Annotated in this window: 25 protein-coding genes; 8 read left to right on the top strand and 17 right to left on the bottom strand. The window is 39.5% G+C overall.

Annotated elements, in window-relative coordinates:
* The first annotated feature begins 41 nt into the window (after positions 1-41).
* The 4 genes from ACEW8O_RS21020 to ACEW8O_RS21035 all read left to right on the top strand — a co-directional run bounded on the left by ACEW8O_RS21020 (position 42) and on the right by ACEW8O_RS21035 (position 2,807).
* Complete coding sequence (locus tag ACEW8O_RS21020) at positions 42-1,010, top strand: SIS domain-containing protein (RefSeq protein WP_373496591.1); 969 nt, start codon at positions 42-44, stop codon at positions 1,008-1,010.
* Between the two features lie 9 nt (positions 1,011-1,019).
* Positions 1,020-2,093, top strand: coding sequence for a mannose-1-phosphate guanylyltransferase (locus ACEW8O_RS21025; RefSeq protein WP_373496592.1), 1,074 nt, complete (start codon positions 1,020-1,022; stop codon positions 2,091-2,093).
* A gap of 45 nt (positions 2,094-2,138) precedes the next feature.
* Entirely contained in the window at positions 2,139-2,477 is a 339-nt protein-coding gene (locus tag ACEW8O_RS21030) for a nucleotide pyrophosphohydrolase (protein WP_373496593.1), read from the top strand.
* Between the two features lie 183 nt (positions 2,478-2,660).
* Entirely contained in the window at positions 2,661-2,807 is a 147-nt protein-coding gene (locus ACEW8O_RS21035) for a hypothetical protein (RefSeq protein WP_373496594.1), read from the top strand.
* 135 nt (positions 2,808-2,942) lie between these two features.
* On the opposite strand, the gene ACEW8O_RS21040 is transcribed toward ACEW8O_RS21035, so the two are convergent.
* Positions 2,943-3,377, bottom strand: a complete 435-nt coding sequence (locus ACEW8O_RS21040) for a hypothetical protein (RefSeq protein ID WP_373496595.1) — start codon at positions 3,375-3,377, stop codon at positions 2,943-2,945.
* A gap of 301 nt (positions 3,378-3,678) precedes the next feature.
* A complete protein-coding gene (locus ACEW8O_RS21045; protein ID WP_373496596.1) occupies positions 3,679-4,860 on the bottom strand; it encodes a class I SAM-dependent rRNA methyltransferase in 1,182 nt (393 codons plus the stop codon).
* A 242-nt stretch (positions 4,861-5,102) separates the two neighbouring features.
* Between ACEW8O_RS21045 and ACEW8O_RS21050 the strand changes: the two genes are divergently transcribed.
* Positions 5,103-6,053 carry a CHRD domain-containing protein gene (locus tag ACEW8O_RS21050; RefSeq protein WP_373496597.1) on the top strand — a complete coding sequence of 317 codons (951 nt, stop codon included), beginning with the start codon at positions 5,103-5,105 and terminating at the stop codon, positions 6,051-6,053.
* Between the two features lie 117 nt (positions 6,054-6,170).
* Entirely contained in the window at positions 6,171-6,350 is a 180-nt protein-coding gene (locus ACEW8O_RS21055) for a CHRD domain-containing protein (RefSeq protein WP_373496598.1), read from the top strand.
* Between the two features lie 36 nt (positions 6,351-6,386).
* Here the strand turns inward: ACEW8O_RS21055 and ACEW8O_RS21060 are convergent, their stop codons facing one another.
* The 15 genes from ACEW8O_RS21060 to ACEW8O_RS21130 all read right to left on the bottom strand — a co-directional run bounded on the left by ACEW8O_RS21060 (position 6,387) and on the right by ACEW8O_RS21130 (position 19,419).
* Positions 6,387-7,808: a sodium:solute symporter family protein gene (locus ACEW8O_RS21060; RefSeq protein ID WP_373496599.1), complete on the bottom strand. Its 1,422-nt coding sequence runs from the start codon at positions 7,806-7,808 to the stop codon at positions 6,387-6,389.
* Positions 7,809-8,093: 285 nt separating this feature from the next.
* On the bottom strand, positions 8,094-9,707 hold the full coding sequence (locus ACEW8O_RS21065) for an ABC-F family ATP-binding cassette domain-containing protein (RefSeq protein WP_373496600.1): 1,614 nt from the start codon (positions 9,705-9,707) through the stop codon (positions 8,094-8,096).
* 197 nt (positions 9,708-9,904) lie between these two features.
* Positions 9,905-10,189: an addiction module antidote protein gene (locus tag ACEW8O_RS21070; protein WP_373496601.1), complete on the bottom strand. Its 285-nt coding sequence runs from the start codon at positions 10,187-10,189 to the stop codon at positions 9,905-9,907.
* Between the two features lie 21 nt (positions 10,190-10,210).
* Positions 10,211-10,615, bottom strand: a complete 405-nt coding sequence (locus ACEW8O_RS21075) for a helix-turn-helix domain-containing protein (RefSeq protein WP_373496602.1) — start codon at positions 10,613-10,615, stop codon at positions 10,211-10,213.
* A 355-nt stretch (positions 10,616-10,970) separates the two neighbouring features.
* The gene (locus ACEW8O_RS21080; protein WP_373496603.1) at positions 10,971-11,549 is read right to left on the bottom strand and encodes an O-methyltransferase; all 579 of its coding nucleotides are present in this window, start codon (positions 11,547-11,549) and stop codon (positions 10,971-10,973) included.
* Positions 11,550-11,604: 55 nt separating this feature from the next.
* On the bottom strand, positions 11,605-12,636 hold the full coding sequence (locus ACEW8O_RS21085) for a HipA domain-containing protein (protein ID WP_373496604.1): 1,032 nt from the start codon (positions 12,634-12,636) through the stop codon (positions 11,605-11,607).
* Entirely contained in the window at positions 12,633-12,962 is a 330-nt protein-coding gene (locus ACEW8O_RS21090) for a HipA N-terminal domain-containing protein (RefSeq protein ID WP_373496605.1), read from the bottom strand. Before ACEW8O_RS21090 ends, ACEW8O_RS21085 begins: the two co-directional genes overlap by 4 nt.
* Before the next feature lie 4 nt (positions 12,963-12,966).
* Complete coding sequence (locus tag ACEW8O_RS21095) at positions 12,967-13,176, bottom strand: helix-turn-helix domain-containing protein (protein WP_373496606.1); 210 nt, start codon at positions 13,174-13,176, stop codon at positions 12,967-12,969.
* A 136-nt stretch (positions 13,177-13,312) separates the two neighbouring features.
* The gene (locus ACEW8O_RS21100; protein ID WP_373496607.1) at positions 13,313-13,627 is read right to left on the bottom strand and encodes a type II toxin-antitoxin system RelE/ParE family toxin; all 315 of its coding nucleotides are present in this window, start codon (positions 13,625-13,627) and stop codon (positions 13,313-13,315) included.
* Positions 13,609-13,851, bottom strand: a complete 243-nt coding sequence (locus ACEW8O_RS21105) for a hypothetical protein (protein WP_373496608.1) — start codon at positions 13,849-13,851, stop codon at positions 13,609-13,611. Before ACEW8O_RS21105 ends, ACEW8O_RS21100 begins: the two co-directional genes overlap by 19 nt.
* 109 nt (positions 13,852-13,960) lie before the next feature.
* The gene (locus ACEW8O_RS21110; protein ID WP_373496609.1) at positions 13,961-14,725 is read right to left on the bottom strand and encodes a hypothetical protein; all 765 of its coding nucleotides are present in this window, start codon (positions 14,723-14,725) and stop codon (positions 13,961-13,963) included.
* 321 nt (positions 14,726-15,046) lie between these two features.
* On the bottom strand, positions 15,047-15,436 hold the full coding sequence (locus ACEW8O_RS21115; RefSeq protein WP_373496610.1) for a hypothetical protein: 390 nt from the start codon (positions 15,434-15,436) through the stop codon (positions 15,047-15,049).
* Positions 15,437-15,494: 58 nt separating this feature from the next.
* Positions 15,495-15,677 carry a type II toxin-antitoxin system HicA family toxin gene (locus tag ACEW8O_RS21120; protein ID WP_373496611.1) on the bottom strand — a complete coding sequence of 61 codons (183 nt, stop codon included), beginning with the start codon at positions 15,675-15,677 and terminating at the stop codon, positions 15,495-15,497.
* 114 nt (positions 15,678-15,791) lie between these two features.
* On the bottom strand, positions 15,792-18,137 hold the full coding sequence (locus tag ACEW8O_RS21125; protein ID WP_373496612.1) for a TonB-dependent receptor: 2,346 nt from the start codon (positions 18,135-18,137) through the stop codon (positions 15,792-15,794).
* A 64-nt stretch (positions 18,138-18,201) separates the two neighbouring features.
* Entirely contained in the window at positions 18,202-19,419 is a 1,218-nt protein-coding gene (locus ACEW8O_RS21130) for a hypothetical protein (protein WP_373496613.1), read from the bottom strand.
* 287 nt (positions 19,420-19,706) lie between these two features.
* Here ACEW8O_RS21130 and ACEW8O_RS21135 point away from each other — a divergent pair, with 287 nt between their 5' ends.
* Both ACEW8O_RS21135 and ACEW8O_RS21140 read left to right on the top strand, forming a co-directional pair.
* Positions 19,707-20,033, top strand: coding sequence for a HEPN domain-containing protein (locus ACEW8O_RS21135; RefSeq protein WP_373496614.1), 327 nt, complete (start codon positions 19,707-19,709; stop codon positions 20,031-20,033).
* A complete protein-coding gene (locus tag ACEW8O_RS21140; RefSeq protein WP_373496615.1) occupies positions 20,012-20,332 on the top strand; it encodes a nucleotidyltransferase domain-containing protein in 321 nt (106 codons plus the stop codon). The genes ACEW8O_RS21135 and ACEW8O_RS21140 overlap by 22 nt, the downstream gene beginning before the upstream one ends.
* Positions 20,333-20,473: the final 141 nt, after the last annotated feature.

The following is a 20,473-nucleotide window of genomic DNA, read 5'->3' on the forward strand; positions in this document are numbered from 1 at the left end:
TTATACCTTTGGTACAAATTTAAGGATTAACGACAGCAATTTTGAAGTTAACAAAAAATATTAAAAGTAGCGCCATAAAAGTACTTCAATCGGAGGCAGATGCTATTCAAAATTTAATCAATTACATCGATGATGAGTTTGAAGCCTGTGTAGAGGCTATTTTGAATTCCAAAGGCAGGGTTGTAATCACAGGTGTTGGCAAAAGCGCCATTATTGCCAATAAGATTGTGGCTACGATGAATTCGACTGGTACTCCGGCGATTTTTATGCATGCTGCCGATGCCATCCATGGTGATCTTGGGATGGTTCAGAAAGATGATTTTGTAATCTGTATTTCAAAAAGCGGAAACACTCCTGAAATAAAAGTTCTTGTTCCTTTGCTCAAAAGGCTTGGTTCAAAACTTATTGCTTTGGTCTGTAATACAGGCAGCTATCTTGCCGAACATGCTGATTTTGTACTCAATGCTACTATTTCTGAAGAAGCATGTCCCAATAACCTTGCACCGACTACGAGTACTACAGCACAATTGGCACTGGGAGATGCTTTGGCAGTTTGCCTATTGGAAGCAAAAGGATTCAGCAGTGAGGATTTTGCCAAATATCATCCGGGAGGAGCGCTTGGAAAGCAATTGTATTTAACTGTCGGGGATGTAGTTCCAAAAAATATGGTTCCCAAAGTAAGAGAAGATGCCAAGCTACCTGAAATTATCGTGGAAATCAGCAGTAAACGTTTGGGCGCTACTGCTGTAATGGATTCCAATGACAGGCTTATTGGGATTATCACTGACGGGGACCTGAGGAGGATGCTTCAAAAAATGCAGGACATCACCAAGGTCAAAGCCGAGGATATCATGACTGTTAATCCAAAGTCAATTGCAGTGGAAGAGTATGCTATCCGTGCTTTGAACCGCATGAAGGAGTTTAATATTACCCAACTTGTAGCAATGGAGGGTGAGAAAGTTGCTGGTTTCATTCATATTCACGATCTTATGAAAGAAGGAATTGTTTAATTTACGAACATGCAAAAAAAACCATATATTGTAATCATGGCGGGAGGAATAGGTTCCCGTTTTTGGCCATATAGTAGAAACGGCAGACCGAAGCAATTTTTGGATATACTCGGCACAGGCAGGACCTTACTTCAGATGACTTATGACAGGTTTATCAAATTATCTGACAAGTACATGTTTTACGTGGTTACTTTTAAAGAATATCTCAATATCGTTCAGGATCAGCTTCCGGATGTTCCCGCGGAGCAAATACTCACTGAACCATTAAGAAGAAATACTGCCACTTGTGTGGCTTATGCGAGTTATAGAATTTTCCAAAAAGACCCTGAAGCCAAGTTAATTGTAACCCCTGCAGACCACCTTATTATTCAGGAAAAGAGTTTTTACAGTACCATGGAAATTGCGCTTCAGGCTGCAGAGCTTGACGATAGGCTAATTACGCTGGGAATTAGACCCAACAGACCCGAAACAGGCTATGGGTATATCCAATACATTAGCAATCATGGTAATCCTGTCAAAAAAGTAAAAACATTCACCGAAAAGCCCAATATCAAATTGGCAAAGACTTTTGTAGAAAGCGGAGACTTTGTCTGGAATTCAGGAATGTTTGTCTGGAAAGCAAATAGTATTATCAAAGCTTTTGAAAAATACATGCCTGATGTGGCAGAGGCCTTTGAGGAGGGATTAACACATTTTGGCAAACCTGACGAGGAGGAGTTTACACGAAAAGCCTATTCCTTGGTTAAAAATATTTCCATTGACTATGGGATTATGGAAAAAGCGGACGAGGTTTATACTGTACTTGGAGATTTTGGTTGGTCAGACTTAGGGTCATGGTTAAGTTTACATGAGACCAAAGAAAAAGATGATCTGGGCAATGTGGTAGATGCCAATGCGGTACTTTATGAAACCAAAAATTGCTATGTTAAAGTCAGCCCGGAAAAACTTGTTGTAATTGAAGGTTTGGAAAATTTCCTGGTAACCGAATCTGAAAATGTTTTATTGATATGCAAATTGAACGGTGAGAAAAAATTCAGGGAATTTGTAAGTGAAGCCAAAAAGAAAGGAGAAGATTATGTTTGAAACATATAAGAGATTTTGGGATACCCCTGTATTTTAACCGTATATATGTCTAAAGAAATCACAATTTCTGAAGCCCAAAAACTGGTTGATGAGTGGATCAAAACTGTTGGAGTCAGGTACTTCAATGAATTGACCAATACAGCTATCCTGATGGAGGAAGTGGGGGAGTTGGCTCGCATTATGGCCAGAAAGTACGGGGAGCAATCCTTCAAAGAATCAGACAACGAAGTCAATATGGCCGATGAAATGGCAGATGTGCTTTGGGTGCTGATGTGTCTGGCCAATCAAACCGGAGTAGATTTAACCGATGCTTTACAGAAGAATTTTGAGAAAAAAAACATCAGGGATAAGGATAGGCATAAGGAGAATAAAAAGTTATTCTGATTATTTGAATTGGTTTATTTTTAGAATGAAATGTTGGTTCATAATTATTTGATATTTGATATTGTTGGATATTTTTTTGAGAGTATCCGAAGTTTGAATTTTTCCATTTATAACTTAATTCCTGTTTCAGTTTTGTACATTTAAGGTATTACAGTATTTGTAAAGCAACCCTAAAAACCGATTATGAAAACCGGAATTTATTTCTTAAGCCTTTTACTTCTATTCTCCCATGTCCCGGATTCAAACGGAACTGGCCTCTCTGAAACAGAAATCAATGATCAATTTGAAATAAAAAGAGGAACCAATATCAGTCACTGGCTTTCCCAATAGCCTGGGCAACATGGGACTACAAAGGAGGATTTGGGATTGTGAGGAATGGGAATGAGGATAAAAATTTGATAAGAGTTTTATTGAAATAAAAAGAGGCAGGATTTTACCTGCCTCTTATAATTTTTTTAAACTTTATTACCCCAACCAACTTGTCCAGGGGATTCTTGACAAAATCAGAAGTAAGCCCACTGCATACATCATATAAATAGACCTGAATTTAGCCCTGCTTTCAGTCAGTTTTTTGGCACGGGAATATCCAATGGTAATGAGAACTATTGCTACTATGTTGATCAATGGATGTTCTACTGCTGTCAATCTTGCAGCACTGTCTGACATCGCCCCGCCACCTTTCAGCAATGCAAAACCCAGTGGACTTACAAAATAAAGAATCAGTCCTACCAACAATTGGACATGGGCCAAAATAAATCCGATCAGGGCGATCTTCCTGTCTTTTTCAGTAAAAACTTTGTTGGACAAAGCCCCGATTAAGGCATAAATAAATATAATTGCCAAAGCTGCCAAAGCCAGATAAGCAAGTCCGGAATGTAGATGTTTTAATCCTGTGTACATGTTTTAAGTTTTTTGATTTAAAATTAAGGTTAATTCCCGCAAAGTTACCAAGGCGCAAAGATATTTATGTTATTTGTATATCAACTAGTGAAATGCTTTTTCAGATTGTAAGATGAGATTAGAAGCGAGAACCGAGAACCGAGAGTCTAGATTGGGTTGTCCGAAGGTTGTTCATTCGGACTGCTGAGATTGGAGTTTCCAACTCCATTCAATTGAGCCAGAGACTCAATACCCAATGATCCGAAGCCACAGACTTCGAATAACGGAATCCAAATCTAAAATCTAAAATCTACCATACGCTCTAATCCACATACAAAACCAACCCTTTCAAATACTCACTTTCAGTATGGAAGATATTAACAGGATGGTCGGCGGGTTGGGAGAGGTAGTGAAGGATACGGACATTCCTGCCTGCCTCCATGGCAGAAGCTGTTACCGTATTGGCAAAGAGCTGCTTATCCACAACCTGGGAACAGGAAAAAGTGAATAATACTCCACCTGATTTGATTCTTTTTAAAGCTTCTGCATTCAGCCTCTTGTAGGCCTGTACTGCATTGTGTTTAGATTTGATGTTTTTTGCAAATGCCGGTGGGTCGAGCACAATGATGTCATAATCAGTTTCAATTTCTCTGATATATTTCACCACATCTGCTACAATGGATTGATGTACTCCTTGAAAACCCAAATTCAAAGCCACGTTTTTATCGGTAAGTTCTATGGCTTTAGCTGATATATCCACAGAATGAACTTCTGTTGCTCCTTCCTTCAAAGCGGCAACTGAAAAACTCCCTGAGTAGCAAAATGTATTCAAAACCTTTTTTCCTTTACTGTATTGGCCAAAGAGTTTTCTGTTTTCCCTTTGATCGACGAAAAATCCTGTTTTCTGGCCTTTTTCCCAGTCTATTTTATATTGACAGCCATATTCTAAAACCAAATTGGTTTCAGGATTTCCAAACAGCATCCTGTTTTCTACTCCTATATCTCTTGGCAGGGTCTCTGAGCTTTTCTCATAAACTGCCTTTAGTGAATGGCCATATATTTTTTGCAGGGCAATACTGATATCCTTGACCTGCTTGTACATACCGACATGGTGGGTCTGAATCACTGCCGTGCCGTTGTAGAAATCGATAATCAGACCAGGTAGCCCATCTCCTTCACCATGAATCAACCTGTAAACGTTGGTTTCGGGATTATTTGTTAAACCAATGCTTTCTCGAATCAGATAAGCAGCACGAAGTTTTTTATCCCAAAAATCTACATCAATCAGTTCCTCTTCAAAACTCACCACCCTTACCATGATGGATCCATATTGGAAATGACCTACTCCCAAAAATTTATCCTTGGAACTGAAAATCTGTACCAGATCCCCATTTTTTAGGTCATCGCTTTTGGTGTCTATGGCTCCCGAAAAAACCCAATGGTGTTTTCTGTGCAGGGAGATTTCTTTGTTCTTGTGAAGCTTGATGATTGGATAGGAAAGCATAATTATTGCTTGAAAGCTTTTAATTTGGTATAAGATTCTGATTTATTTTAGGGTAAATATAACTCCTAAAAGTTTGTTATATGCCTGAATTTCATATTGGGATAAATTACAAATTTTATTTTGCAATAGGTTATTGTAATTGACTCGTTTTCAGTAACTTTAATACAGTTAACCAATTATTGAATCCTTAATCGTTTTAAGGGAATTTTATCAAATATCATTTTAACCTAAATCTCACCATTATGAAAAATTATTATCAATCGTATCTGTGTTTTGCGATAGCGATGATGCTATTCGCCTGTGAAGCCTTTAAGCAGGAAAATCCTGTTAAGGAAATAATTGCGGAGGAGAATCTGAATGATCTTACCGCAAAGAAAAAAGCTTCTTTTACGAATTATGGAGCGTTTTTGACTGGTACCGAAGAAGTAGGGCCGGTAGATGCCATGGGAACAGGTGCAGCTTTCTTTGAACTCGTAGATGGAGGCATGGGCATTAAATATCAGATCAGGGTCGCAAATATGGAAGGTATTGTTGCAGGCCATATTCATACAGCCGCTTTTGGGGGAAATGGTCCTGTGGTGGCCTTCCTTTTTCCCAATCAGCCAGCATCCCCTTTAGTGAATGGGGTAATAGCAGAAGGTACTATTACTGAATCCCAGCTTAGAGGTCCTTTTCTCGGAATGACCCTTGATGTTTTGATTGATGCGCTAAACGATGGGATGGCTTATGTAAATATTCATACTGTTAAATTCCCAGGTGGAGAAATCAGAGGTCAGATCAGTGGTGTGCAACCCGGTAACAACCGGAATTTTACAACCCAATTGTCAGGAAATGAGGAAGTCCCTCCTGCGGATACCAAGGCAGTTGGAACTGGTATTTTTAAATTCGATTCCAAGATCTCCGCACTGAACTTCCAGGTAAATGTAGCACAATTGGAAAACGTGAGATTTGCCCATATCCATATAGGAAAAAAAGGGTTTAACGGGCCACCTGTTGCATTTTTGAAGGCTGATAAAGTCGAAGGACCTGTAAACGGGGTTTATGCAAAAGGAACCATATGTGCTGAAGATCTAATAGGAAAAATGTTGGGAGGGGATTTACTGATTTTGAGGGAAGCCTTCAGGACGGGTAATGCTTATGTAAATGTTCATACTGATAAATTTCCCGGCGGTGAATTGAGAGGTCAGCTTTAAAATTAATTTTTATGTCGGGCTGGTCTTATATATAGGGCAGCCCGATTTTACTTTTCTTGGGAATTTTGGTAAAGGAGTTGTTTCTCCTTAAAGTATGATACATAATTGAATTTAAGTTTGACAAAAATTGCAATTTTTTTTGGATATGCGTTAGGGAACTTACGTGCTAAAGATTTGGTTGGAAAAATGTTGGGAGGGGATTTACTGATTTTGGGGGAGGCGTTCCGCACGGGAAATGCTTATGTAAATGTCCTTACTGACAAATTTCCCGAAGGTGAATTAAGAGGTCAATTGTAAACTGGATTTCGAATTATTTGTAATTAAAGGCTATTCTCAAAGTGAATGGCCTTTTTTTCTTGTTTTGTCTTGCATGATAGTTTTGTTTTTGACCGGAAAAGCAAAAGATCCCAAAACCATGGAAATTGCACTGACACCCAATGCCGGCAAATGCGGATAAAATGGTAAATCCATCAGAGAAAATCCCAAATAGGCAATCATCCCAAAAACAATGGACATTAAAGCACCCATTTCTGAAGCTTTTCTCCAATATAATCCTGCTGTAAGCGGTACAAACAATGAAACCAACATCAATATAGATGCCCCTGCGACAAGTTCATAAATATTGGTTTTCCATTGGGCCATCAGAACTGCTACCACGGCAACAGCAATGATATTTACCCTCAAAATCCATAAGAAATGTTTCTCCTGAAGTTTTTTCCCAAAATATGGCCTGATCAGGTTTTCTGAAATGATGGCTGATGGTGCCAATAATCCCGAACTCGTAGTACTCATGATAGCTGATATCAATGCCCCAAAGAACAAAATCTGCACATGCATGCCACTGTGCCTGAGGACCATTTCCGGAAGAAGCAATTGTTTGTTTTCAAGGTAAATCTCAGGATAGAGGTATTTGGCTCCAAGAGCAATAAATAAGGGCAATAAGCCTATGGTTACATAAAAACCTCCTGCAAGGTAAGTGGAACGGATGGCGACTTTTTCTGATTTTGCGGACATCACCCTTTGGTAAATGTCCTGACTTGGAATACTTCCCAAGCCCAAAATCATCCATGCCCCCAGATAATTCATCCATGAAATCGGGTTGGCATCGGGGAAAAACTGAAAACTGCCTTCAGGTGCTGATTCCAGGATTGGCATCACGCCACCTGCTTTGTCCGCAACCAAAACCGTCACCCAGATCAATCCTATCACAATCAAAGTTGTCTGAATGAAATCCGTGATAGAGATAGCCCACATCCCTCCCAGAAAGGTATAGAAGACCACAATGCCCGCACTGATGACTATTCCCTGCGAAATGCTGATATCTGACACAATGGAGAAAATCAAAGATAAAGCAACCAATTGTGCAGCCACATATCCGAAATATGGGGGAATCATAAAGACGGAAGCAAAGAACTCCACCCGCTTTCCAAAAACCCGTTTATACACATCACCAATTGTCAGGACATTCATCTTATACATGGGTCTCAGGTAAAACATCCCGAACAATACCAGACACAATGCCCCACCAAAAGGATCTTCCATCACACCCTGAAGTCCGTGTTCAAGGTATTCCGAAGATGCCCCAAAGATCGTCTCAGAACCAAACCAAGTAGCGAACAATGCCGACGCAGATAAAAATAGCGGTAACTGCCTCCCGGCCAACACAAAGTCGCTGGAGTTTTTGACCAGCTTCGAAGACCAGGCACCTATCGCTACGGTGATGGCTATGTAGATGATGATTGCTGTGAGAAGCAAGCTTATTGAACTTTAGAAATTCTATTGAAATAAGGTTGAAATAAGGTTGAAATATAATAGAAATAGAGTTGAAATACAGTTGAAGTATTGTAGAAATACAGTTGAAATATGGTAGAAATACAATTGAAATAAATCCTACACAGTCCTGTTAATATATTCCATATAGCATATGCCACATAAATATCAATATATGCATATTTCGCAGATGCATATTTCAATTATATTTCGCCACAGGCATATTTCGCTTTAGCATATTTCCATCATAATTAGCCTCAACCATATTACTTAGGAATACATCCTCTCCCTCAAAGCCTTAACCTCCTCTGATTCCAAATAATCATCATAGGGCATTCTTCTGTCTATGGTGCCTTTTGGGGTGAATTCGATGATGCGGTTGGCGGTGGTGGAAACAAAAGCATGGTCATAGGAAGTCATCAATACCGTACCGTTAAAATCAATGATGGCATTGTTGAAAGCGGTGATGGATTCCAGATCGAGGTGGTTGGTTGGTTCGTCCATGACCAACAAGTTTGGATTCTGTAACATCATTTTGGAAACCATACAACGGACTTTTTCTCCTCCTGACAATACAGAGCATTTTTTCAATGATTCTTCCCCGGTAAATAGCATCCTCCCCAAGAAAGTCCTTACATGTGCTTCTTCCTGATTTCCGGAATATTGTCTAAGCCAGTCAATTAAGTTTAGGTCAGACTGAAAGTGTTTGGAATTGTCGTTTGGCAAATAGGCTTTGTTGATGGTGACTCCCCATTTGAAACTCCCTTTTTGAACAGGGATTTCTTCCATGATGGTCTGGAAGAATTTGGTGACTGCCTGCTTGGTTTTGGAAATGAAGGCAATTTTATCCCCTTTGTCCACCATCAGGTTGACGTCTGTAAAATAGACCGCATTTTCATCTTTCAACTCCAGACCTTCGGTCATAAAAACCTGATCTCCGGCTTCTCTTTCAGGTTTGAAGATGATGCCGGGGTATTTTCGGGTAGATGGCTGAATATCGTCCACATTGAGTTTTTCCAACATTTTCTTCCTTGCTGTCGCCTGCTTGGATTTGGCTACGTTGGCGGAGAACCTTAGGATAAACTCCTGCAGTTCTTTTCTCTTTTCCTCTGTTTTTTTGTTCTGATCGGTTTTTTGCTTGGCAGCCAATTGGGAAGATTCGTACCAGAAGGTATAGTTACCCGAGTAGTTTTTTATTTTGCCAAAATCAATGTCCACTATATGAGTGGAAACCGCATCCAAAAAGTGTCTATCGTGGGAAACCACGATCACAAGATTTTTGAAATTGACCAGGAAATCCTCCAGCCAGTTAATGGTCTCAGAATCCAGGTCATTGGTAGGTTCATCGAGAATCAGGATATCAGGATTGCCAAAAAGTGCCTGCGCCAATAACACCCTGACTTTTTGGTTACCGGCCAATTCTTTCATTTTCAGGTAATGAAGATCTTCTGATATCCCCAGACCTGAAAGCATGGAAGCTGCATCTGATTCCGCATTCCATCCATCCATTTCGGCGAATTCAGCTTCGAGTTCTGAGGCTTTGATGCCGTCTGCTTCCGAAAAATCCTCTTTGAGGTATATGGCATCTTTTTCCGCCATGATGGCATAGAGTTTCTTATGCCCCATGATCACTGTTTTCAACACCTCAATCTCATCAAATTCAAAGTGGTTCTGCTTCAGAACAGCCATTCTCTGACCGGGAGTGATGTTTATCATTCCTGAGGTACTGTCCATATCTCCTGATAGGATTTTCAAAAAAGTGGATTTTCCGGCACCGTTGGCACCGATGACACCGTAGCAGTTGCCCGGTGTGAATTTAAGGTTTACCTCTTCGAATAAGGTTCTTTTGCCGAATTTTAATGAGAGATTATCTACTGAAATCATTGATTGCTTGGAATTTTTGAAGGTGCAAAGATAGAGAATTCCCGCAAAGGCGCTAAGACGCAAAGAAGAAATCGTTGAAAACAAAAATGCTATTTCTTTATAACTACCAATCAAAAAAACTTTGCAACATCAAAAATCAATGGTCAAATGAACCTGTGATTTACCATATTCTAAAATAGGTACTTCAGTTGATATTTTTAGCCAGAAATTGGATTTACCTGAATTTGCCCGCCAATTGCTTTTAAAACTTTCATAATCGTAGCAAATTGAGGTTTTGACCCATCGGACAAAGCTTTGTGCAAGCTCGGTCTGCTCAATCCTGTTTCCTCAGATATTTTGGTCATTCCAATCGCCTTGGCAATATGTCCGATGGCATTGATTATAACTGTGTTATCTCCCTCCTCCAGAACTGTATTGAGATATTCCGCAATCATTTCTTTGTTGTCCAAATAGTCTGCTATGTCAAATTTTGAAGTTCCCATTTTTCTAAAAGTAAAAGTTATTTACTTAATATAAATCTCTATCTTTTTCCCTAATCCTGCTTCAATTATTTTTTTTAGGGTACCTAATTCGATATCTGATCTTTCATTTTCAATCCTTGAAATATAAGTCCTTGTTGTTCCACTTTTTAAAGCCAGTTCCTGCTGGGTCAAACCGGATTTCAAACGGGTTTCCTTAATTAACCTACCAATTTTCATTAAAATTTCTGATTTCTCCGGTTTGCTATACCGAAATAAAACATCGGCGCCAATTTCGAAGGGAACTTTCTTTTTTTCTCCACCTCTCATCGTGATATATTGATCGATGTTTTCCCAAGATAGTGTATGATCCACCAATTCAACTTCAGATAACTCTTCAGGATTCATTAAAATCTTAGCTGGAGAATTTATCAAGTTTAAATTTTTCAATAAGCCATAAATATCAATGATTCTTGATTCCCCATTATTGAAAACCACAGAAATGGATGCATCCTTAACCCAATTGATCTTTAATATCCTCGGTATTTTTAAATTCTTTCTCATTTTAATTCAGGATGAAACTTTCAATTCTTGGCATTGATTGTTTTTTTTCAAATGTACCTAATTAGATACATATAAACCTGAAAAATTGTTTGTGTTTTGAGCAATAAAGAATTTATTTTTACTCCAACATCCTCCGGAAATAATTCACCTGCCACAGATCTTAATTAAAATTTAATTTCTTATATCAACTTGCGGATATCCCTTTCATAAAAATCCATCAATAGACTTTTTAGCATAATATTTATTTCTTCACTTTAACGATAATCCCAGTCGCCCAATTCATTTTGGTCAGTGTCAGATCTTCTCTGGATTCCAAATACTTTATAAAGTTGATGGCTTTTTCATTGTGTCCTTCCGGCCAATTTGGTTGTGGAAGCATGTCATCCACAATATACAGTCCTCCGATATTGAGCATGTCCAATACCTCGTCCAGCATCAAATACTTCCCATGCCAAGTGTCTGCAAAAATATAATCGAATTTCAACCCAGCGTTTTGATTGATCCAATCTTCACCATCCGAAAGTACCAAATTTAAACGGCTATCATTTCCCAAGTGAGTTTCTGCAATAGCCAAGAACTTTTCGTCAAAGTCAAATGAAATAAGGGATGACTGCTTGTCCATGCCATCCAAGATCCAAGAGGTTGACAAACCTGTACCCGTCCCCAGTTCCAAAAACTTCCCATTGGGTTTGGATGCTGCCAAAGTCCTTAGAAGCGAGCAGGCCAACATATCAGATGCCATGGTGAAGCCACTTTTTTCTGTTTCCCTGACAATGTCGGAATATGATTTTGGGATGGGTTGATTGATTTCTTCGGTCATAGGTTTTTATTTAATTATTTAAAGTTTTATCAAGGCCAACCCCCCAGATGGGAACTTATATCTTTTTAGAGAATGAATTATTCAACATTTTCAAACGATCTAAATAATGATTGATATATAGTTCCTTTATGGGTTCTGTCAAAAATGAACATAGGGTTAAAACAATGACTTGATTGTTCTTGCTTCTGTATTTATCCAAAATCGTTCTGACACGGTTTTCCAGCATACCGATTTTTAATCCGAACTCATAAAAGTCATCATAGGCATAGAATCCCAATACTCTGAAACTTTCTGTCTCGTAATCATCGGCAAACAATCCATCCTTCAATGCCAAAAAACTGTCGAAAGAAATATGAATCGAAGTGTTGATCAAATCATAGGCTGGACTTAGTACATAATCCCCACTTTGGCTTTGCTGCAGGGAAAAGTTCTTCAAGTGCGCATCCCCGTTGGAAAACAGGTAATTGAAAACAACCAATTCAAAATATTTTTCAATTTCTACGGCGTAGGCTGACACGTATTTTTTCAGTAGCGGAGCGATATCTTCATAACTGCCACTATACCTGTAGCTTTCCCCATCTTTTTCCTTAGATCGTCCTGTGAGGGATGCAAAGTCTTCTTGGGCGATTTTCGTTCCATCTTTATGGTAGTCAAACCGCCTGGTAATGTATGCGGGTTCTCCATTTTGGAAAAAAACCAGCGCGCATTCAGCAGCACGGATACCATAAATCTGTTTGGCAATTTGCATGGTGAGGTGCTCGTTTGCAGGAAGTTCTTCTTCCTTTCCAAAAGGAGGTCTGATTGGAATGGGCTTCAGGATATAATGGCCTGGCTCTCCCGGTTCGGTAAGTCTGAGTTTGTTGTGATCTAAAACAAGAGATTGTTTGAATTGTGCGCCACTGATGGAAATGGTTTTGCTGTTTTGCCGTAATTTCTCAGCGACTTCTTCATCCACGTGGGGGGCATTGAATTCCAGGACATGGCTAACCTTTTTACGGTTGAACAGCCACCGCAATCCTGCAGGACTGAAAGTATCAAATCCTTCTGCCAAGGTGCATGGGCAATATTTAAGGTCATCGAGGTTCATGCCGTTTCTATCAATTTTACAGTCACTGCCCCGATGCTATCGATTTCAGCCGTGGCGCCCAAAATCGCCAGAACGTCTCTTTCGTCAATTTTCAAATAACTACATTGAATGGCTAGGTTGCTTCCTTCTGCTATCATATTGCTAAAAAAAGGGAAAATGTTTTCGCTATGGTATTCCTGTTGGGTCTTAGGCAGCGTCAAGCTGATGGCAGGTTTGTCCGGAGCATTAAAATAATCGTCTTCATACCTAAATATAAAATGCTGACGGTTTTCTTCTTTGAGAATTCCTGCCAATAATCCATTGCGGTAAACCTCTGCCTTTCTCATTCAATCAAAATTTCTTTATGACCTCCATTTTGATTTCCATTCCCAATACTTCTGTCAACTTATTCAATACCTCCAATGAAGGATTGCTTTGCCCACGTTCCAGTTTATAAAGTGTATTGGTGCTGATACCTGCCAATTCAGCCAAGTGCGGTTGCGTGATGCCCAATTCCTTTCTTCTCCATTTGATGATTTCTCCAAGTTGTGCAGATAACATTATAGTGTGATTTTGTATGCAAAGTAGGTAGAGTTTATCTTAATATCAAGATAAATCACAGTATATTGTGGTTAAGAGGACAATTGATGATAAATGATAGTGAATACAATGATTTTCCCAGGTTAAGGCGGTTCAATTAATTATTGACCTTTAAAATTTTCAACAATTTCCCAGGGTCTTGACGGTTATCCCAAAAAGCTGTGATGATTATTTGTCCATCCGTCACCTTATAAAAAATATTAAAGTTTCCCATTGAAGCGACTCTTATGTCCTTAAAATCTGTCGATTTATAAAGGAAAGGTGTTTTAGCAATTTGATTCGTCTTTTCTCCAACTAATCTGAGCAATTTTTTTGAGTAAGAATTTGACTTGTTTCTATTGACCCAATATTCTAAAATTCCTACTAATTGAAGGTCGGCTGTTTTCGTCCAGACTACAATTCGTTTAGCCATTCAAGATTCCGTTTGATCATTGCTTCTTGGGAAATCAACTTTCCATTTTGAATATCATCTTCACTCATTTCAAGCATTTCCTGTTGTTCTTTAATCAATTCTATATTATCCTTATTGGATGAACTAGAAGAAATCAGATCGTCAAGTGCCTCGAGAATATCTTTGTTCTCGATGGTAAGGATTTTATCAATCAATCCACTCCTTAATTTGTCAACTGTTTCCATTTGTGGTCTTTTTAGTATTCTAATATCCGAAATTAAATCCAAAGGATCGAATTGTAATTTGTTTGTGAATAAAAATTTCATTTTCTTTTTTTCATTTGTCCTCAGGTGCCTACAATTTTGAAACACTTTCCCCCAGCCATACCAACCCAATGAAATATCCTATAATCGGCGAAATTCCATAACCCATCACCATCACAGGGAAGTTTCCGAAAAGGGTAGCCAACAAAATCAGAGAGTAATATATACCCAAACTGTAAGCCATAGTCCTATTTTTTTTGCTTGCCAAAACAAAAAATGGAAGTGGCAATAAAACCAGGGAAAGAACCGAACAGATGGCAAAGAAACCGCTGATTTCCAGAGCAAGTGTCAGGATGCCTTCCACGTAATTGACAGGTGGCAAACTGTCTAATCTGTACCAAGCCAAAACTGAAGCACCAATTGCAGAAATCAAAATCAGGCCCTTGGTCGTGCTGGAAATGTTTTTTCTGAAAAGTAGGATACCTGCCGATGCATAAAAAGCGGTTACCAAAGAAGCATCGGGCTGAAAGAGGAAAATGATAACTACAAGTAAAGAAGCCAAAATTTCATTGATTTGATTTTCCAATCTGTGGATATGAATCAAAATCAATGGGCTTACTATCAGACCAATATTCAACTTAAAATTTCCAATACTGAGCCATCGATGGACATTCTGTAAACCATCATCCCAAAAAGTCAACATCAACAAAAGCATTGATATCAAGATAATGGGGTTGGGGTTCACCTTATTGAAAACTGGTCTAGACCTGAGAAACATCCATTGCAAAGCGATCCCAATCAATCCGAATCCAAGATTCATCATCCAAAGACTTTTCGGAACCTCAAAATATGCCATGAGGTATGTTCCTAATAGGAGTGCTGGGAAAATAGGAAAAATCAAGAAGGTTGTGGATACGTTAGAAGGGGATTTGAATATGGGCATATTGGTTTTAAAAATTCATTTTTGATAAACCTGATTTTTTTGATGATTTCTTCAAGTTGCATATTACAATTGGTTATCGGTTTTCGTCCATATTACGAATCGTTTAGCCATTCAAGATTCCGTTTGATCTTAGCTTCTGGGGAAATCAACTTTCCATTTTGGATATCATCTTCGCTCATATCAAGCATTAAATGCTGGACAATAGTCAATTCTACAATATTCATGGGATTCTATTTAAGCCGTAATAATCTTTACCTCCTTTAGCTTTAAAGCCAATTGATGAAGTGTTCGCTCAATTCTATTTGCCTGCTCTCGTGAAGGGTTTTTGTTTCCTGATACATATTGTCTGAGCAGTCCTGGATTCATGCCTGCATGTTTAGCCACACTGGATATTTTAAGAAAGTCAAACCCTTGAAATAGAGCATAGATATCATATTCATGGACAAATTCCACAATTTCAGGATTCAGATTTTCAAAATCATATAATAAGGATTTCATTTTAGCCTCCAACTCCGGCACTTCATCTGCAAAATCCGTAATCAGATTTCCATTATAATTTACCCTTCCCCAAAGCTCTTTTCCTTCTTGTTTTTCGATTGTGAGCGTCAATTTTACCTTTTCCATTTTACAATTTGCTTTTACGATTTCTTTATTTAAATGTCTTTCCAAAGTCCATAGACGGTTATTTAAGACCTGCCTGCTTAAGAATGGAATTTAATGTTCCAATGGGTATATCTCCTCCATGAATAGGGACTGTTACCTTTCCGGTCTTCTGGGGATGGATCAATTGAAGATGACTCCCTTTCTGGTCCTTCTTAATCCATCCATCTTTGTATAATACCTTGAGTAGCTCTCTGGAATTCATTCTATAAAAGTAGCAAAAACGTTACTAAAAAGAATACCTAAGTAACTTTTTTGTTACTTAAATATTCAGATTAATTACTTTCCCCTAAAAATTGATGAAAGTGATTTGCTAATCCTAAAACTCCACCCTATAACTCAATATTGGAATCATTGGAGTAAGATAAATAGTTTTCAAGTTGCCCTCCATAGGTTCGAAATAGCTCCCGAAAACATTTTTCCTATTGGTGACATTTTGGATGTCCAAAGCGAGGGTTTGGGTGGATTTCAGTCGGTTCCGTTTTAGACTGACCCGAATGTCAGTCCTGAAATAGGCGGGACTTTGTTCTTCAAAAGCCCTCGATTCCACCCATACTGTTTCTCCTTTCTCAATGGATTCCTCCAAATTGATGGGGGTGTTTCGCAGCCCTCCTCCATAAACGGATCTCAGATTGATGCCAAAAGTCCGGTTTTTCTTCCAGTGATATTCCTTGCCTGCAGTCAGGACGAGATTGGCCCGACCGTTGAATCGGGTGTTCCGCCATTTGTCTTCATCGGTTTTGTAAAGGGAATTGTAAATTGAAGCCGACAGCAGGAAGTATAGGTTGTTATGAGTAAATTGTTCCAAAGTGAATTCAGCCCCATAGTTTTTGCCCAAACCCCTGTTCACTAAAGGATCAGTCATAAAGGTCCATTCCTGATTGATGATCGAATAGGTCTGATCTTCACCGGGTTTGATGGGGATCTGGAACAGGTGCTGGTAATAGGTTTCGACTTTCATCCTCAGATAAGGATTCAAGGACCGGTCATAACCCATCACGATATGATGGGATTTGCTCAGACCTAAGTCCTTATTTGGTAACAGGATTTCCCCATTTTCTTCCTTGGCGGCGAAATATGTCCCCAAGGGCTGTACCTGACTGTGCAGGCCATATCCCAAACTGATTCTTTGTTTTTCATCCAATTCATAAGTAGCACTCAACCTTGGTTCGATCGAATTGGAATTGTTCAGCATCAATTGCAGGTAATGCAGGCCCATATTTAGGGTCAGCCTTTGGTTTGCCCTGATGTTCAGTTGGGAAAAAGCCTGTAAACTTTGGGTGCTTCCCTTGGCATTAATCTGGGCCTGCATTTGGCCCGAGTCCTCATCAAAGGCATTTTCACGGACATTGTAGTACAGTTGGTTGAGGAAAACACCGCTTCTCAGGTTGTATTTTGGAGAGATTTTGGTGTTCAGCACTGAACTGAAGGTGATTTTTGATTGTCCAAAATTAGAATAGAACTTCTCGTCATTCTGGTATTCATTGTTAAGCCTGCCATATTTTTCTCCCAATCCACTTCCCGAAGCCAGAACCGTGGATTGAAGGAAATTGGATTTGTTGAGGATATAGGAATGCTTGATACCTACCGCCCCGGTGTTGGAGAAAAAGGTAGAACTGTACCTGTCAAAATCGGCCGTCCAACTCAAGGAGTCCTTTTGTGCATTCCTGTTTTGGTCGCTCAATCCTCCAAAGCCAAAAACAGAAATGCTGCTTTTGTCACCTGTGGGAAGGAAGAAATTAAAAGAAAGGTCCTGGAAGTTGGTCACAAAATCACCCAAAGGAACTCCCATTTTGGAAAGCATTGATAGGGTTGAATACCGATAGTTAATCAGATAGGAGCCTTTGTAATTTTTGGAAATCGGACCTTCTGCTGCAATATCGGTTCCCAGAAATCCTGCTTGAATGGTAAACTCCTGCTTTTCATTATTGCCTTTTCTCAGACTGAGGTCAAAAACACCCGAAAGGGCATTGCCGTATTCCGCCGGAAATGCACCGGTGATAAAGTCGGAATTGGTCAGCAACTGGGCACTGAGAATAGAAATCCCCCCTCCGGCAGTTCCCGGAGCTGCAAAATGGTTTGGGTTGGGGATGTCAATACCTTCCATTCTCCAAAGCAGCCCATTGGGACTGTTGCCCCTGATCGAAATATTGTTGTTGCCATCATCTGTGGCAACAACACCTGAAAAGGAAGCCGCCATTCTTGCAGGGTCATTGACCGCAGCGGCAAACTTCCGGGTTTCTTCCACCGAGAAAGTTCTGCCGCTCACTGCAATCATATCATTGACAGTCCGGTCTTTTTCATTGGCTAGGACGACCACCTCGTCCATTTGGTTAAAGTCCTCCTCAATGGAAACAGACAGGACAGTTTCCTTTCCGGAATTGACTTGTACCTGAGATAGAATGACATCCCGGTAGCCCACAAAGCCAATCCTCATAGTGTAAGTCCCAATGGGTACTTGGGTAATCCTGAAGTCTCCGTTGATGTCAGTAGTACTTCCCAAAAGTGGATCTGTTCCCAAAAGCATGACCGTTGCGCCTGGCAAGGGGGATTTGGAGATTTGGTCGATAACTTTTCCCCTGACGGTCTGGGTCAAAGTTTGGGCTGATGCCTGGATTATTCCAAAAAAGAATACCAAGGCCAAAAGTTTAACTTGTGGTTTCATAATGTTGGTTTTGGTTTATAAAAAGGGAGGTTTTTTGATATGGATTTGGGAGATGAAGTATTGATCAGAAAAACCGGAATCCTGCCCTGAATCCCCACCAAAGCTGACTGGCAACATCTTCGGGATGGGATTTTTCACGTTGGATTTGGGGTTGATAAAAAGTAAACAGATCAGGATGACCTGAAAATGAGGTGTCATAAACCCTGAAATTCAAGGTAGGTCCGGCAAATAGGGACATTTTCTTGGCCACCTGAAAATCAGCCCCTACAAATAACCTGTTGACCAAGTTGAGTGCTTCCACATTGCCGTTGTTCAACTGTTCAGAGCTTGCTTCGATGTTGAGGAAAAGATTTTTTCCCAATCGGGGAGAGGTTCCCACGCCATATCCAAATGCCCAGGTAACATTATCACTGATTTCCGGTCTCATTCCTGCAAACAGGATATTGTAAAATTCCCGCTTTCCTGTCCGGAGGGCCAGATTTAAGGGAAGGACTTCATTGAAGCTGAGCTCCACGGTATGGTATCCGGTGCGTACAAAGCTGATCAAACCCACAGGAACTCCGCTCATGCTATCTGCATAGTTGATCAGACCGAGTTGGAATCCATGGATTTTTGAGGCATAGTTGAAAGGGGAGATTTGGGTACCTTTTACATTTTTTGCTGCAAAGTTGGCCAACCCTGATAGTTGGGTGCCATCGAGTTCATCCGCCGTGAAGTTCAGCAAACCTGCGAGTTGGACACCTTTCACTTTTTTAGGTGAAAAATTCATCAGACCGGCCAATTGTACCCCATCCACAGTTCCTGTAGTAAAGTTGGTCAATCCGGCCAATTGCACCCCTTTTACATCTTGGAGATTGGAATTGAACAGCCCTGCAAGCTGTACCCCTTCAACTCTGCCACCGACTTGGTTGAACCACCCGGCTAATTGTACACCGGTCATATCACCCCTGTTGATGTTGAACAGTCCTGCCATTTCAAAAGCCCTTGTGCCTGCTGAGTATCCACCTAAAAGGTTGAAGGAGACATCATTGACCGTATTCCCTGAGTAAATGCCATTGGTGCCTACAAAGGGCACAAAGGAAAATTGAATAGCAACCGATGTGGTATCGGAGTCCTCCAGTTTGAAAGGATGAAAATTTGGATTTCTTTGTTTGAGGAAAGAAACTCGGGTTGGTTCTTTTTCCAAGCTGTCTTTTTCAAGTAGGGGTTGGGATGCACTTGTCTCTATCGAATAGAAACTTAAACAAGCGGCAACTGCGAAGATTTTGCTTATTGTATTCATGGTTTTGATTTGGTTTCAAATCCATGACAAGCGAAAGTTATTTTACCCCTATGTGGGTTGGGAAATTTTTCAAAAGAAGTATGATTTTTAACTAAATGACCATATCATGTTCTCAGCCAATGCCTAACCCAATAATTTTGTTAAGGTAAAACAGATTTAGCTTTAAGAGATTTTTTCCTATAAATTTAAAAAAACTTGTATCTTGGATTTAAATGGATGGGTAATTAGAAAATTTTGAAAAAATTATTCAGCATTGGATAGATACCTCAGAAAAGGACTATCAAACCATGCAAAACTTAATGAAATCGGGAGATTATAGTTGGGCTTTGTTTTTGGGACACTTAGTCCTGGAAAAATTATTAAAAGCCCACTATGTTAAATTGAATAAAACACATGCGATATTTACCCATGATTTATTGAGACTTGCAACCAAAACAGGACTTGAAATTAACAAAGAAAACGAGGAATGGCTTGATGAAATTTCCACCTTTAACATTAATGCAAGATATGCCAGTTACAAGCAAGATTTTTACAAACTTTGTACCAAAGAATTCGCAAATCTGTGGTTACAACGCATTGAAAAATTAAGACTATGGTTAATCAAGGAATTTTAGAAACTGCAAAAAAATATATCAGGATTATTCCCAAGGACATGGGGCTGAAAAAGGCATATCTTTTTGGATCTTTTGCAAAAGGTAATGAAAAGGAGGCAAGTGATATAGATATCGCCTTAGTCGTTGAAAACATGACTGATTTTTTCTCTACCCAGAGACAGTTGATGAAATTAAGGAGACAGATCGATCTTAGAATAGAACCCCATCCAATAAAGGTCCAGGATTTTAATTCATCAGATCCATTTACAAACGAGATAAAAAAAACAGGTATAGAAATAATTTTGGAAAATTCGTTTTAATCCACAGTGTTGGATAGATTACATTTTTAAATGCCTTCAGGCATGGACGATATAATATCCACTGGTTTCAACCAGTGGATCAAAAAAGGATCACCATCCTTAAAGTCCCATAGGGACGAACGATATTGAAGTCAGGTGATC

This window comes from Aquiflexum sp. (assembly GCF_041749095.1).
Lineage (GTDB): Bacteria > Bacteroidota > Bacteroidia > Cytophagales > Cyclobacteriaceae > Aquiflexum.

Excerpts from the sequence above, each read along its gene's own strand:
- ACEW8O_RS21100 (WP_373496607.1), bottom strand. The coding sequence starts at position 13,627 with ATGGCTAAACGAATTGTAGTCTGGACGAAAACAGCCGACCTTCAATTA.
- ACEW8O_RS21045 (WP_373496596.1), bottom strand. The coding sequence starts at position 4,860 with ATGCTTTCCTATCCAATCATCAAGCTTCACAAGAACAAAGAAATCTCC.
- ACEW8O_RS21065 (WP_373496600.1), bottom strand. The coding sequence starts at position 9,707 with ATGATTTCAGTAGATAATCTCTCATTAAAATTCGGCAAAAGAACCTTA.
- ACEW8O_RS21050 (WP_373496597.1), top strand. The coding sequence starts at position 5,103 with ATGAAAAATTATTATCAATCGTATCTGTGTTTTGCGATAGCGATGATG.
- ACEW8O_RS21105 (WP_373496608.1), bottom strand. The coding sequence starts at position 13,851 with ATGGAAACAGTTGACAAATTAAGGAGTGGATTGATTGATAAAATCCTT.
- ACEW8O_RS21080 (WP_373496603.1), bottom strand. The coding sequence starts at position 11,549 with ATGACCGAAGAAATCAATCAACCCATCCCAAAATCATATTCCGACATT.
- ACEW8O_RS21035 (WP_373496594.1), top strand. The coding sequence starts at position 2,661 with ATGAAAACCGGAATTTATTTCTTAAGCCTTTTACTTCTATTCTCCCAT.
- ACEW8O_RS21040 (WP_373496595.1), bottom strand. The coding sequence starts at position 3,377 with ATGTACACAGGATTAAAACATCTACATTCCGGACTTGCTTATCTGGCT.
- ACEW8O_RS21130 (WP_373496613.1), bottom strand. The coding sequence starts at position 19,419 with ATGAATACAATAAGCAAAATCTTCGCAGTTGCCGCTTGTTTAAGTTTC.
- ACEW8O_RS21070 (WP_373496601.1), bottom strand. The coding sequence starts at position 10,189 with ATGGGAACTTCAAAATTTGACATAGCAGACTATTTGGACAACAAAGAA.
- ACEW8O_RS21115 (WP_373496610.1), bottom strand. The coding sequence starts at position 15,436 with ATGGAAAAGGTAAAATTGACGCTCACAATCGAAAAACAAGAAGGAAAA.
- ACEW8O_RS21085 (WP_373496604.1), bottom strand. The coding sequence starts at position 12,636 with ATGAACCTCGATGACCTTAAATATTGCCCATGCACCTTGGCAGAAGGA.
- ACEW8O_RS21090 (WP_373496605.1), bottom strand. The coding sequence starts at position 12,962 with ATGAGAAAGGCAGAGGTTTACCGCAATGGATTATTGGCAGGAATTCTC.
- ACEW8O_RS21120 (WP_373496611.1), bottom strand. The coding sequence starts at position 15,677 with ATGAATTCCAGAGAGCTACTCAAGGTATTATACAAAGATGGATGGATT.
- ACEW8O_RS21025 (WP_373496592.1), top strand. The coding sequence starts at position 1,020 with ATGCAAAAAAAACCATATATTGTAATCATGGCGGGAGGAATAGGTTCC.
- ACEW8O_RS21095 (WP_373496606.1), bottom strand. The coding sequence starts at position 13,176 with ATGTTATCTGCACAACTTGGAGAAATCATCAAATGGAGAAGAAAGGAA.
- ACEW8O_RS21030 (WP_373496593.1), top strand. The coding sequence starts at position 2,139 with ATGTCTAAAGAAATCACAATTTCTGAAGCCCAAAAACTGGTTGATGAG.
- ACEW8O_RS21135 (WP_373496614.1), top strand. The coding sequence starts at position 19,707 with ATGCAAAACTTAATGAAATCGGGAGATTATAGTTGGGCTTTGTTTTTG.
- ACEW8O_RS21110 (WP_373496609.1), bottom strand. The coding sequence starts at position 14,725 with ATGGCATATTTTGAGGTTCCGAAAAGTCTTTGGATGATGAATCTTGGA.
- ACEW8O_RS21125 (WP_373496612.1), bottom strand. The coding sequence starts at position 18,137 with ATGAAACCACAAGTTAAACTTTTGGCCTTGGTATTCTTTTTTGGAATA.
- ACEW8O_RS21140 (WP_373496615.1), top strand. The coding sequence starts at position 20,012 with ATGGTTAATCAAGGAATTTTAGAAACTGCAAAAAAATATATCAGGATT.